A 14,561-nucleotide genomic window follows, 5' to 3' on the forward strand; every position below is an offset into this window, starting at 1 on the left:
GTTAAAAATCTGTTTTTAAAGGGATTTTAAAAGATACTTTTGTTCCTGTAATAGTATTTTCTTTGGTAATTTCATCAATAAAAAAACTACTTTTTTTAGATAATGATTTAATGCGTTCTTGAGTAATTGAAACAGCTAAAGAATCGTGTGTTTTTGTTTTTTGATGTTTTTTAGATTGATAAAATCCGATTCCATTATCAATAATAGTACAATTTAAAAATTGATTTTTAATGGAAAAAGTAATCGTTATTTTGCCATTTTTTTTATTCTTAAACCCATGTTCAATGCTGTTTTCTATAAAAGGTTGAATTAACATAGGCGGAATTAAAATTTCGTCAGCATCTATATTTAAATCTGTAATAATATTAAATTCAAATAAATTCGAGTTCATTTGTTGTTCTAATTCTACATAATTTTTTAAGGCAAAAATTTCGTCAGCTAAACTAATTTCTTCTTGCCTAGAATTGTGTAAAACATTACGTAAAAGAGTTGCAAATTTACTTATTGTAGCATTTAATGCTGTTTTATTTTCTGAGTTACCCAATGCTTTAATACCGTTTAAAACATTAAAAATAAAATGCGGATTCATTTGTAATTGCAGCGCTTTTTGCTCGAGCGATAACAAGTGGTTTTCTAATTTTAATGTATCAATTTTAGTTTTATTTTTTGCTTTTATTTTTTTCACATAAAAAAACGTAATTACTATTAAAAGCACTGTAATTAAAAGCACAAAAAGCTGTTGAAACCATTTTTTTTGATACAAAGGCATGTCAATAAAAAAAGAAAATTTAATAGGATTACTAATTATTTCATCAATTTTAGCTTGTGCAGTAAAAGTGTAGTTACCAGAATTTAAATAAGGTAAATCTACCGTGTTTTTACGCGTCCATTTACTAAATTCATCATTTAATTTATAACGATATAAAACGTTTTTAGGATTGTTGATATCAACCGTTTTATAAGTAAATGAAATATGGTTTTCAGAAGGTTTTAATTGAAGTGTTTTTTGGTAATTGTTTATTGATATACTATCGATTGATTTATAAACGACTTCGATATTTTGGAATGTAATTGTTGGTTTAAATTGAACCGTATTTTTACTTACTATTTTATAAACACCCTCGTTATTTGTAGCAATCCAAATGTTTTTTTGTTGATCTTGAAAAACATCATTCACCTGATTTGTTTTTAAAGTATTGTATTTATTGATGGTTTTAATAAAATTAAAATCAGTATCAAACACTTCAATTCCCTCTGTTTTTGAAGTAACCCAAAACTGATTGTCAATAAATTTAATATTATTTATAGCTTTTAAAGAAGTTGAAATTACCCGAACTTTAGCATTATTAATTACTGAAATCCCATTGTTGTAAGTGGTTGTAATAATGTTGTTTTCATGAATTAAAATAGCGGTGTAATTACCTAAATCAATTCTTTTTATACTTGTTGGATTAATTAATTTATCAAGTTTAAAAAGGGCTTTATTGGTAGCAACCCAATAAAAATTACCATCAAATTTAATATCGTTAATAATATTTAAATCAATCTGAAAATTTGTTCTAATATTTGATAAAAAATCTTCACGAACTCTTAAAACTCCTTTGTTTGTTCCTAAAAAAGTATGTTGTGGGGTTGTTAAAATACAATTGATTTTTTTCTCTTTATAATTTAAGAATTTGTTGTTTTTTCTAATACTTAAACCGTTATTGGTACCAATAAAAAGAGTGTTTTTTGCAGCTAAAATACTTGTTGTATTGTTTGATATTAAACTGTCTTTAATAGTAAGGCTTGTAAAGTTTTGTCCATCAAAATTAAAAATACCTTTATCACTTGTAAACCATAAATAACCAGTAGCATCTTGTGCAATATTAGTTATTTTTAAACTAGGCAAACCGTTGTTTAAATTGTAGTTTTTTGGAGTGTTAAGTTGTGCAATTGTAGTTTTTACAATTGACATGAAAATAAAAAGTAAAAAGTATTTTAAAAATTTCATAGAAACAAACTTAACTAATTTAAACGTCATTACGAGAAAGTGATGTTTTATTGTTTTCACTAACTTGTAATGACGTTCCCCAAAATGAATATTTTAATTATTTCATGGCATATAAACGCTTGTTATTGGTGTCTGGCTTTATATGTTCTAGATCTCCGTAAGGCTTAGTTAAAGGTTTAAGTACACATAAAACTGATGTTTTTCCGTTAATAATTAGCTTGTCGTTTTTTACTTTATAAGTCCATCTAAACTTCTCAACTGGAATGTTTAATTTGTTTAATTTTTTCATTAGATCATCATCATTTGCAATAAAATCCATAATTTCTTCTTGCATTACGAATGATGGAATTTCGTTATCAGAATGTAAATAATCAACCTCTAACTTTACAGGTACACTAAATTGTTTTGTGTATGGCTCACCAATATAACGCTCTCTTTCGTTTGTTAAAGCATCAAACCAATCGATTTCTCTTTCTTCGGGATATTTTTTAGCAATTTCTTTTGATAAATCTATTTTTCCAGGCGAATTTGCTGTCGGATAAAACACATAATATGGTTTTGCTAAATAATGATTAGAAAATTCACCGCCAAATACATTATAAAAAGGAGATGCTATAATTTGCGGAACTTCATCAGTAGAAAAGACTTGTTTTAAATTATTTAAAAGTTCAATATTTTCTCCTAATCCGTTTGAATGAAATACTATTTTTGTATTGGTATTAACTCCTTTTTTTATGCGAGGCAATAATCCTTTTGTAATACTTTTTTGTAGAGATTCTGTAGTTGTTTTAGTTCCGTTTACTACAGTTTCTAAATTCATTCCTTTAAAAGGATTGCTATAATTTACAATATGAACTTCTCCGTACGGATTTTCAGTTGCGTTTGCGTTCATCCAAGTAATAATTTCTTCTAACGAGTACTCTTCATTTATAATACGATAGTTTTTTTCTTTAAAATAAGCTCTAGCACTGTTGTAAAACTTACTGTCGTTTTTGTCGTATCCAGCAATAAAAACAATAGGTTTTCTTGAACTTAAAGTAATTTTTTTTGCGTTTTCTTCTTTCATAGCAACATCTCCCAACTCTGTAGTTACTTCTTTTGTTGTTTTAGTACAATTTGTAAATGTTCCGATAAGTAGTAGTAATCCCATTACCATTCCTACTTTTAAAATTTGCTGTTTCATAGGTTTTGTTTTTAAGGTTATTTTTTTATTGTTGTAAAATGATGGTCACATTTTTATCTAAATTAAAATCTGTAGAAAGCTTATTTAAGATATTTGGTAAATTTCTATCAGAAATCCATAAACCATTTTCTTTCTTTTCAACCGCAGCGATTAAACCGTTGTTATTTACTTGTAATTTTAAGCTGTTGTATTTGTTTAAATACATTTTTAATACTGATGAATAATTGTTGTTTGACCACATAATATTTGTTTTATACAGTCAAAATTAGGGAGTAAGTAAGGTCTAATTTGAAGTTAATTAGAATTCGTAGTAGATAAATTAGAATTCGTTGAAAAGAAGGGGATTTAAAAGAGGTTCTTGCATATATTAGATACACAAGACCCCGTTTTAATAACAATCGGTTTTTATTTGATTCGTTTTTTGAAAAGTACTTAGCGGAGTATTTAATTGATTTATAGAAATTTTTTCTAAAATAGTTAAAACACCATTCATCATACTAACAGAGCCGCAAATCATAATAGTACCTTTGTTTTTTAATGTGGTTGCAATTAAGGCTTGTTCTTTTAAAATAATGTCTTGTACGTATTGCTTATTCTGCTCTTGAGAATATGCAATATGAAGCTGTTTTTTAGGTAAATTAATTAAAAAAGGATCGTATATTTTTAAAGATTCTTTAGTTCTTCCTCCCCAAAATAAATGAGTTTCAGAAGTGTTTTTTAGCATTCCTAAAAACGGAGCAATTCCTGTTCCGTTTGCTATTAAAATGGTGTTTTTTGATTTTTTCGGAAAACGAAATTCATTATTTTTTTCAATATTTGCAAGTAAATTTTCGTTCTTATTAAGGTTTAAAAGTAAGTTTGAGCAAATACCTAAATCATGTTTTTTAATACTTAATAAAATATCGTTATCAATTTTACCTACAGAGTATAAGCGTTTAATATTGTCTTTTTTGGGAGTGATAGCTAACAAATCACCAGAAGTAAATCGGATTTTTTTATTAGGTTTTAGTCGAATTAAAAAAGAAGCATCTGTGTTTAATTCAGTCTTACTTACTACCGAAAAAGAGTGTTGTTTTTTAGTTTTAAAAAGCGGCTGTTTTAAGTGTAACTTAATATTTGTCTTTTCGCTCCATTGTAATCCCCAGTTTTTAAAATCAGTAAAATTTTGATTGTTAATTTTAAAAAGAGGTAAAACGGACGTAAAGTTTTTGTTTGCTTTTAAAGCATTATTAACATCAATAGCAAATTTGCAATACTGTGTATATGCTAATGAACCAAAACCTAAAACAGCAAAATTTAGTTGATTTTTTTGTTTGATTTTTTTGATAAGCGATAAAAAATTAGTTGCATTTATTGGAGGGTCTCCTTCGCCATAAGTTGCTGTTAAAACAATTAATTGAGTAGCTTTTTTATAATATGTATAATTGTTTAAATGACCTATAAAAACCGATTTGTTACTAAAAATTAAAGCTTTATATAAAGAAGTAGCCGCATTAAAAGTACTACCAGTTTCTGAACCTACCAAAATTATAATATCGGCATTTTCTTTTTTTAACTTGTTTTTTGGTAATGATTTTTTACGTTTTCTCTCTAAAGTCATTGCAAAGCCCGAATAGATAAAAAATAAAATAGCAATACAAGAAAATAAGAGAATTGTAGCCCAAACAATTGTACCACGACCGGTATGTAAAAACAAACTCCAATCAGATAAAATATGTGTCCACGATAAGTTTTGAGCACTAATTATTTTTCCAGAATACTGATGAATAATGAGTTCTTTAGTTTTTAGTTTTAAGAAAAAATAATCTTCAACATCATCCGAAAAAGGAAATTCAACACTTTTTACATCACTTAATTTGATGTTTTTAAAAATTGAAAAATCTTTAACAGGTATTTTTTTATCCGAAGAAATTGATGCAGAATTATAAGTATGTTTGATTTTACTTTCGGGTAAAAGTGAAAATTTTTCTAATGATAAATAAACGCCCGTAAGTGTAATTATAAGAATAGGTATTAATGTGTAACGACCTATAATTACATGGTAATATTGTTTGAAATTTTCAGGAACAACTTTGGTGAAAAATTGTAAAATTCCGCCTTGTCTTTTAATAATAAGAATGCTTCCTGTAAGTGTAATTAAAAATAACAAAAAAGAGAAAAAGCCAACTAAAAACCGACCGGTAGATTTTAAAAATAACGACCGGTGTAAATTTGTGGTCCATTTAAAAAGAGGTAATTTTTTTTCTAAGAGCCCTATTTTTTTGCCTGTTGTAGGATTTATGTAAAAAGTTTCACTTTTTCCTTTTTTTGTAATTACTGCTGCGGTAACAAAATTATGTTGATTTACATTTAAAGTAATTATTTCTTGCTGTTCTTTTTTTAGCGAAGAAATTGCTTGAGAAAGCGTAACTTTATTTGTTTGTACAGTATATGGTTGTAATTGGTTTGAAATTGGTTCGAACGCTAAAATTATACCTGTAATAGCAGCAATAATTATAAATAAGAAAGAAGATATAGCCAAGGTTAAATGGCTATATCTCCATATTGAAATGGTCATTTTTAATAGTTGTAAATTCTAATTAAATAAAAGCTGATTTTGGCTTAAAAATAGTAGATTAAGATTAGTTATTGAGGTATCATTCTAATGTAACGGATAAAACCTTTTCCTTCAATTTTACCTTTTACATTTTCATCTGTTAGTTCAAATTCAATATCATCTTTGTAATATTCTTGATCTTCAACAGCACTTTCAAATCTAATTTTATATCCTTTATTTATTTTATCAGTAGGAATTTTAAGAATACTAATTGTTCTATTTCCTCCGCTTACCGTTGCTCCTGTTATAGCATCAATATCTGAGCGTACTTTTCCTTGAAATTTCCACCATTCGGTAATGTCAGAATACCACTCTTCATCATCGCCTACAATATATAATGTTTGTTCGTATTTTCCTTCCGAATTTAATAAAGAAATAGTAATATAGGCACCTTCACCTGTATAATTTTTTAATTGAATCATGCATTTATAGGTTGCGTTTTCAGAGCTAGTAAAAGACATAATACCAATTGCTAAAAGCAAAATTGCAAGTATTTTTTTCATTTCGTATTATTTAAAAATTATTAAAATGCAGTTAAAATTTAGTTTGTTTTTAACTGCATTAAATCTTTGTGAGTATTGGTTATTTTAAAAAACTAATATCTGTGTTTTTTAAGGCTTCGTTTTCTTTAGCTAAATCATACAGAGTTTCGTCAAAATCTGTTTTTACATTTTTGCTAGCTCCATTGGCAATTAAAAATTTAACAATAGTATCATTCTTAGCAATTAAAACAGCTTCTTGTAATGCAGTTAAACCTTTTTTGTTTTTACTATTGATATCAATTTTATAACTTTCAATAAAACGTAACATCGCAATACTTTGTTTTTCAACCGCTAAATGATATAGCGTATTTCCATTTTTTTGAGCTTTCTTTACCTCTAATCCTTTTGCTGTTAAAAGTGAAAGTTTTTGATTAAAAATGTCTTTTTTCTTCGCATTAAAAGTGTTGAATATATAATAATTTAAATTATTTCCTTTCGCATCAATTACTGAAACATCTGCGCCTTTTTTTAATAAATAATCGATTACTTTAGGGGTGTTTCTTATTGCATTGGTAAGTGCAGATTTTCCGTTTTTATTTACATGATTTATATCTTTAGTTTCTGAAGCTAATAATTGTACTATCTCTAAAGAGTTTCTTCTAGTAGCATTTAATAAAGGTGTGTTTCCGTTAGCATCTATTTGATTTAGATCATTTCCTTTTGTTATAAAATAGTTGAAAACATCTTTTTCTTTGTTTCCATAAGCTAAATTATGCAGCGGATTTTTTCCTTTTTTATTTGTAATATTTGGATTGATGCCTAATATTTCTAGATACTTAAAAAAAAACAAAGAATTATAACCTTTTCTAGAACCTTTGGTGGCTAATAAAAAAGCATTTCCTCCGTTTTTATTAAGGTTTTTATATGTTACTCCTTTTTTTATTAATAAATCCAACATGTTTTTATTACCACTTTTGGCAACGTAATTAAAAATACCATTCCCATCATTATCAACACTGTTAAGAGACAATCCTTTTGATGTAAAATAATCAACCAATGTAAAGTCTTTTAAGTGAGGTGTTATTAATAATAAAGCATTTGCACTATGTTCATCTAAATCGTTTTTAATATCAATTCCATTTTTAATAAATAACTCATATATTTTTGTGTTTTTCTGTCCGGCAACAGCAGCAAAAGTTAATGGCGAAAAATTGTGAGAATCTCTTAAATCTAATCGAGCACCATTATTAATTAAGTATTTTACCAACTCCAAATTACCTTTATAAGCTGCCCAAAAAACATAAGTTCTTTTGTCGTGAGTCAATTTATTAACGTTATTTTCTTTTTTAGTAAGTAAATATTTAATTGCGGTGTTTGGTGTTTCTGCTAAAATAGCATAGGTAACAGCGTCAAATCCGTTAGGGTTTAATTGGGTAGCGCTGTTGTTTTCTGCTATTTTTTGTTCTATAACAGCTATTGTTGGCTTTGTTTTCCAGAAATCTCTGTCAAAAAAAACGTTTTTAGTCTGTGCTTGTAATAAGGTTACAAGTACTGTAAACACGAATGTTAATTGTAATTTTTTCATAGTTTTTTATTTTTTAACGAAAGATTCTATTGTAGCATCAATTTGTTTCTGTTCAGTTACTTTATCAGAAAATAAATGTTTGTATAAAGGCTTATTTTGTACCTTTTTTTCTAAAGAAAGATTAGTGTTTTTACCATAAACATTCTCCCATTTATTTCTAACTAATTGCCATTTAGCAGCGTTTTTTTTCCACCAATCTTGTGCAGCTTTACATTTGCTATCAGCTACTTTAACATAAGTGTTATATCCTTTTTCATAAGCTACGATAACGTCTTTTTCGCCAGTTTTTCTAATAATTTTTTTATTGTCTTGATCGTGTACCCAACCGTAGTTTGTTATTTCATGGCGATTACCTCTTTCGGTTACATTATAATCACTTCTTTTCGTGTATTCTCTACGTGGTAACGGCGCGTCTGTGGTATTTTCCCAGTAACTTTTTCCATCAACATGCACCCAAGTACCAGAGCCTTCGTAACGAGGACTGTCATCAACTTGATATACTTTTTGAGTCCATTGTTTTTTTACATCAGCTTTAGACTTTTTTTCATACAACCAATTATTATCGCCGTTATACATATAAAAATCTTGATTTTGATATACCCAATCTTGTCGCCAATGCTTTACAATATGAGGTTTTGCAGGATTACCAACTTGTAGTAAATGTTGTATTGATAATTTGTTTTTTCCATCTTCAATTAATCCTGCCCATTCCAAGGCTTTATCTGTTTTTGTTTTAGAAGGTTTGTATAAAGAATCCTTATTATTACTAAAGGTTTCAGCAAAGTTAAAGGTAACCTCATAACATCCACACATGTTTTTTATAGCTTTTTTATCTTTTGATTTTTTGCTTTGTGCGTTTATAGTTAAGGCAGATAATAATATAAAACTCCCTAGTATTAATTTTTTCATTGTTGTGTTTTTATGATTTATAATTTTTCGACAAAAATATAAATTTTATTTAGATTGATTTAAAATAAAAGATATATTTGCAGAAAATTATTAAGAATGTTTCTAAATAGAAAAATAGTAAGTGTTTTTATTTTGATGAGTTTTACTGCTTTTTCACAACAAAAAATAGAATCAGAAAAAGAAGATATTACAATAAACGATTTAGACGAAGTAATTGTAACGGCAACAAGAACGGCACGACAATTGGCATCAATACCAATGCCAGTAACTTTAATATCTAAAGAACAATTAATAAAATCTGGTTCGGTACGATTAAAAGATATTTTATTAGAGCAAACAGGAATTACGTTAGTTTCTGATTTTGGAGGCTCAGAAGGAGTACAGCTTCAAGGTGTGGCTGCTGATTATACTTTAATTTTAATTGATGGAGTTCCGATTGTTGGAAGAACTTCAGGAAATATTGATTTAAATAGGCTTACTGTTAACAACATCAAACAAATAGAAATTGTTAAAGGGCCATCATCATCTTTATACGGCTCTGAAGCAATAGGTGGCGTAATTAATATAATTACTGAGCAGCCTACAAATGAAAAATTAAAAGGTTCGGTTGGTTATTTTACAAAAGGAGGTGCAGCTAACGAATTAGATATAAATACAAATGTTCAGTGGAAAAGGAAGGGTTTTGGGTTGGTTTCTGGAATAAATTTAAATTCAAGTAATGGATTTGATTTATCTCCTGAAACTGCCTCAAAAACAACTGAAGCTCATCAAAATTTTACAGGAGATTTAAAGTTGAGTTATGATTTTTCAGAGCATTTTAAAATTACTGTAGCGAATAGATTTTATGAGCAAAATCAGAAAGTAAACTCAGGAAAAAACAAACAGTCAGACTGGAATATTAACGCAAAAATAGCACATAAAATATCAGATAATTGGAGTTTAGAGTATGGTTTTTATAGCACAAAGTACAAGGCAGAAAGTGTGTTTAATAATGAGGTAACTGAATATAAACAATCTTTAGTACGCCCTGAAATTAAATCGACCAATAAATTTAATTTCGGAACTTTAATTTTTGGAATTGGAGCCAATTTTTATGCCTTAGAAAGAACGGAGTTTAAAGGGATTAAAAAATATGATACCCCTTATGTTTTCGGGCAGTTTGATTTTAACCCAATTCGTAATTTAAATGTAATTGTAGGCGCTCGATTTGAAGATAGTAACCAATATAAATCAGCATTTACACCAAAGATATCATCAATTTATAAAATTAACAATTGGCTTACCAGTAAAGCATCGGTAGGTTACGGGTTTAAAGCGCCAGATTTTAGGCAACTTTATTTTAATTTTAGAAATTCCGCAAGCGGATATGTGGTTTTAGGTACCCAAACACTACACGATTTGTATGGTAATTTACCAGAAATACAATCCATAGAAAAAGAGTTAAAACCAGAAAGTTCTATTGGTTATAACTTCGGATTTCAACTAAAACCAGCAGTAGGATTAAAAGTAAATATCAACTTATTTAGAAATGATATTAAAGATTTGATAGATGCTTTTGATACACAATTAAAACCGTTAGACTTAGGATTACCTTTAGGAACAAGAACTTTTTCATATAAAAACATAAATAAAGTTTACACACAAGGTTTTGAGCTGGATGCGAATTATAAAATCACGTCAAACTTTAATGTTTTAGCGGGATATCAATTTTTAGATACTGGAGATAAAACACAGGAAGATTTAATAAAATCAGAAAAGGTATTTTTTAGAAGAACACCAACTTCTCCGTCAGAAAAAATGACAATTTCAAATTATTATGGATTGCCAAATCGCTCTAAACACATGGCGAATTTTAAAGTGTTTTATGAAAACTATCAGCATTATTTTTCTGCAAATATAAGAGCGGTGTATAGAAGTAAATATGCCTTGTTTGATACTAATAATAGCCAGGGAATTATAGATGAATTTGATGATTTTGTAACCGCCAATACGCAAATAAATATAGCGGCATCAAAAACATTTTTTAATTTAATGAATCTTCAAGTTGGGGTTGATAATCTTTTTAATGAAAAAGGGGAGGAGAATAAAAAAGTGTTTAATAATAACGACAGTGTTTTACGTTTAGGAACAACATTTTATGGTAGACTGCAATTTAACTTTTAATAATAATCAAATAAATATAAATCAATAAAAAATGAAAATTTTAAAATCAATTTTAGCAATAACAATACTAGCTTTTGCAACGGTTTCATGTAGTGATAGCAATGATAATGTACCAGACGATGTGGTAGCTAAACAAGTAGCTAATTTACATGCAAAACAAATTACAGATTACTCTGTAAATCCACCAGCAGCAGCAGGAGATTTTATTAAATTTAGTTTTAGCACAGGAGCTGTAGTAACTAGCGATAATTGGGATATTGCTTTTAGAGGAACTACTATTTTAGTAAATGGAGGAACAGTTACAGGAAATACAAATGAGCCAGAAAGAACCGGAAATGCTTCTTTAGCTTTGTTAGAAAACACTTTTTCTGATGTTAAAGAAGCTCCTTTACAAGCAGTATTTAAGCAAGATGCGGCTAACGCATTGGCTTTGCCTAAAAGTACTTGGTATTCATACGATCCAACAGATCATAGTATAGATCCTGTAACAGGTAAAATTATTGTTGTAAAAACGATTGACGGTAATTATGCTAAAATGGAAATTTTAAGTTACTACAAAGATATGGATAGTTCAAATTCAGCAGATCCAGCTAATTCAGGCGCACAATATTATACCTTTAATTATGTGTATAACCCAAACACTGGAGATAAAAACCTTCAGTAGTTGTTAATTATTTTGTTAGTTTTTGTTAATTTAAAGCTGCTTTGGTTTGTAACCAGGCAGCTTTTTTATTATTTAATAAAAACTTACTATAAATTGCCTTATTTAAATAATTGGTTTAGTTGTGTTATTTTTATTTTTTTGTTTTCTGATAAATCATTCAAAACAACCCAATCCTCAATTAACTTAAAGCTCCAGCTAGTAAGTTTAATATTGTCTTTCTCTAATTTTTCACTAAACTTATTATAATTAACATTGAAATCGTTGTTTTCTATTATGTTTATAATTGATTCAAAATAAGGTATGAGTACTTTATGATTTTTGTTATTAATATCTATTAGTTTTATCTTTTTAAGCAGGATTTTTGCAAGGCTTATTTTATTTGCTATAATATAAGCTTCTACTAAGCTTAAGTGGTAGCCTGTAGCTTTAGGATTTTTTTCTAAATAAGAAGTGTAAAATTGAATAGATTTTTTAAAGTAGATTTTAGACAATGAATCTAACTTTATTTTCTTAGAAAGCATTCCTGCTTCAGTCCAATTATTGTTTCTAAATTTTTTTGAAGAAATGACAAAAGTTTCTATAGCTCTAATAGTATCTCCAATAGCTAATAAACTTTTCGCTTTATAATTAAAATTAGGAATTATAGAATTTAAAAAACGTACATTTTGAGTTGTGTCTTTTTGTATTTGTATATCTGCAAATGAAATAGCTTTGCTGTAATTTTTCGAATAATATAATGCCTCGATATAATTATTTTCGTATAAATGTTTATGTGTTAATGTTTTATTTATTTTAAAAGCTTTTTCAGCATATTCAACACTTTTTTTATATTCTTTACTGTAAGTTAGTCTATTTGCAGTTTTAGCATAAGCTATTACTAAATCATCTGTTTTGGGAATTTCATTTTCATTTATATAACCCTTTTCAGCAAAAAGTAAATTAATTTGAGTTTTATTTTCTCGATAGGTGTTTACTCCTTTGTTTTTATTTAAGTTTAGTGATTTTAAATGATTAGATTTTACCATGTTTTTTGGTATTTCAGTAATTAAATTCTCACGCAAATTTAATGTTGAAACTTTAATAGAATCCCAGCCTAACTTTGGTAATTCTTTAATATTGCAACCCTCTAAATTAAGGGAGTAATTTTTAAATTTTGATAATTTAAGTATTGTAAATAATTGTTTCTCATCAATGTTTTTATTTAACGAAAGATTTATAAAATTTAACTTGGGTAAATCAGAGAAAGACGTTGGCAGCTTGGTTAAATTATTATTTAATACGTTTAGAGATATTGTAGAATCTTTTTTAAAATTTCTTTGAAAAACATAGTCATAGCTTTCTCTATTATGAAGATATAGAGTTTTTAAATTTATAAGTTTCCCAAAGTTTTCGGAAAGTTCATGTAAATTATTGTTGGTTAAAACTAACCTCTCTAAATTAGATAGGTTTCCGAAAGATTTTGGTAGTTTTTTTAATAAGCAAAATTCAGAGTCAAATATTTTTAATGAAGAAAGTTCTCCGAAATTTGTTGGTAAGTGTGTTATTTTATTTCTAGAGATGTTTAGGTATTCTAATTTTGTCAATGTACTAAACGATTCGGGAAGAAGGTCAAGGTTGTTCAGTTCTAAATTTAAATATTTTAATTTTTTTAAATCACCAATCTTTTTTGGTAATTTTTTAATATAATTTTCCTCTAGCATTAAAGTGTCAAGACTCTTTAACTTTATAAAAGAGCTAGGTAATTCTTGAAGTGAGTTGTTGTCTAAGCTTAAATATGTTAAGTTTAGTTTGCCAATATCTTCAGGTAAAACTTTAATTTGATTATTATTTAAATATAGTTTTTTTAAGTTTGATAAACGATTAATGCTTTTAGGAAGGGTTTTAATTTTATTAAAGTATAACTTTAACCTCTCAAGTTTATTTAAGTTATTTAATTTATCACCAATAACTTCTATATTACTACCTTGAATTTCAATATTTTTAAGTTTTTTTAGTTGGTAAAACTCATCAGGAAGTTTTTTTGAAAATTTGTTATTTGAGCTAAAAAATGATTGTAGGTTTTTTAGAGCACCTATTTCTTTTGGGAGTTCTTTTAGGTGATTGTTTCCTATTCTTAATGTTTCAATATTTTTATTCTTGCTAATTGAAGAAAATAATTGTTTAGAAGATTTTATTTTCCCATTAACAGTAAGTTTTTTTAATGAAGTATAATTATTTATAATAGAGGTAATCTCATCATTTTTTGGTTCATAAATAGATACTAAAAGATTGTCTAAATTTTTTAGTTTTAGGAACTCTAGTTTAGCATTAGGATATTTATCAACTTGAAGAATAAAAGTTTTTAATTTTTTTAATTGACTAATATTAGTTGGGATTTTTGGCCCAAATCGTGCCTGAAACTTTATGCTTTCTAATCTTTTAATTTTTAAAAAGTTTTCCTTCATAAAAATACTATCACTAAAACTAATAAAAGAAAGGTTTTTTAATGTTTTGTTTTTGCTAAATTCAAGAAATAACTCATTTAATTCCCAGTTAGGATTTCCATAAAATATAATTGTTTCAATTTTTTTTAAAAGATTAAACTTTTTTGGAAATTCTTTTTGTTTTATATCTTTTCTTAAAAAAGATGAACTTTCAAATTTTAAGTTTTTTAAATTAGGGAGTTTTGCTAAATCAGTAAGTATTTCATTAATTTTTACTTGTTGTTTTAGACTAACTGAAACATAATTTATTTTATTAAGTACCTGTGTAGAATCTTTATATTTTTTTAAATCTTCTATGTTGTATGAAAAGCGGTTATTAAAGCCCCATTTTTGTAATTCACTTATACTATAGCCATATTTTTCTTTAGCATAAGAGCTTTTATAAAAGTCTTGAGAAAAGGTGTTTAAAGAAAATAATAACAGAAAGATTAGTGTTTTTCTCATAGAGTTTTATAGAATACTCAATACTTTTAAGTTATAAAAGAAGTGAGATTTAAATTTAT

Annotated in this window: 10 protein-coding genes; 2 read left to right on the forward strand and 8 right to left on the reverse strand. The window is 27.1% G+C overall.

What is annotated here, in order from left to right; all coding sequences use genetic code 11:
- Position 1: 1 nt before the first annotated feature.
- From ACN5J5_RS09580 to ACN5J5_RS09610, 7 genes are all read right to left on the reverse strand, one after another.
- Positions 2-1,957, reverse strand: coding sequence for a histidine kinase (locus tag ACN5J5_RS09580; protein ID WP_418644683.1), 1,956 nt, complete (start codon positions 1,955-1,957; stop codon positions 2-4).
- 133 nt (positions 1,958-2,090) lie between these two features.
- Positions 2,091-3,176: a hypothetical protein gene (locus tag ACN5J5_RS09585; RefSeq protein ID WP_418644684.1), complete on the reverse strand. Its 1,086-nt coding sequence runs from the start codon at positions 3,174-3,176 to the stop codon at positions 2,091-2,093.
- A 25-nt stretch (positions 3,177-3,201) separates the two neighbouring features.
- A complete protein-coding gene (locus tag ACN5J5_RS09590; RefSeq protein ID WP_418644685.1) occupies positions 3,202-3,417 on the reverse strand; it encodes a hypothetical protein in 216 nt (71 codons plus the stop codon).
- 147 nt (positions 3,418-3,564) lie between these two features.
- Positions 3,565-5,733, reverse strand: a complete 2,169-nt coding sequence (locus ACN5J5_RS09595; RefSeq protein ID WP_418644686.1) for a PepSY domain-containing protein — start codon at positions 5,731-5,733, stop codon at positions 3,565-3,567.
- 68 nt (positions 5,734-5,801) lie between these two features.
- Positions 5,802-6,275: a DUF2271 domain-containing protein gene (locus ACN5J5_RS09600; RefSeq protein ID WP_418644687.1), complete on the reverse strand. Its 474-nt coding sequence runs from the start codon at positions 6,273-6,275 to the stop codon at positions 5,802-5,804.
- Between the two features lie 79 nt (positions 6,276-6,354).
- Positions 6,355-7,839 carry an ankyrin repeat domain-containing protein gene (locus ACN5J5_RS09605; protein WP_418644688.1) on the reverse strand — a complete coding sequence of 495 codons (1,485 nt, stop codon included), beginning with the start codon at positions 7,837-7,839 and terminating at the stop codon, positions 6,355-6,357.
- A gap of 6 nt (positions 7,840-7,845) precedes the next feature.
- On the reverse strand, positions 7,846-8,748 hold the full coding sequence (locus ACN5J5_RS09610) for a DUF6607 family protein (RefSeq protein ID WP_418644689.1): 903 nt from the start codon (positions 8,746-8,748) through the stop codon (positions 7,846-7,848).
- 96 nt (positions 8,749-8,844) lie between these two features.
- Here ACN5J5_RS09610 and ACN5J5_RS09615 point away from each other — a divergent pair, with 96 nt between their 5' ends.
- Together ACN5J5_RS09615 and ACN5J5_RS09620 are read left to right on the forward strand one after the other, a co-directional pair.
- Entirely contained in the window at positions 8,845-10,911 is a 2,067-nt protein-coding gene (locus ACN5J5_RS09615) for a TonB-dependent receptor plug domain-containing protein (protein WP_418644690.1), read from the forward strand.
- A 31-nt stretch (positions 10,912-10,942) separates the two neighbouring features.
- A complete protein-coding gene (locus ACN5J5_RS09620; protein ID WP_418644691.1) occupies positions 10,943-11,575 on the forward strand; it encodes an HmuY family protein in 633 nt (210 codons plus the stop codon).
- Positions 11,576-11,673: 98 nt separating this feature from the next.
- On the opposite strand, the gene ACN5J5_RS09625 is transcribed toward ACN5J5_RS09620, so the two are convergent.
- Positions 11,674-14,502, reverse strand: a complete 2,829-nt coding sequence (locus ACN5J5_RS09625) for a leucine-rich repeat domain-containing protein (protein WP_418644692.1) — start codon at positions 14,500-14,502, stop codon at positions 11,674-11,676.
- Between the last annotated feature and the right edge of the window lie 59 nt (positions 14,503-14,561).

The organism is Tenacibaculum insulae (genome assembly GCF_964512435.1).
GTDB classification, from domain to species: domain Bacteria; phylum Bacteroidota; class Bacteroidia; order Flavobacteriales; family Flavobacteriaceae; genus Polaribacter; species Polaribacter insulae_A.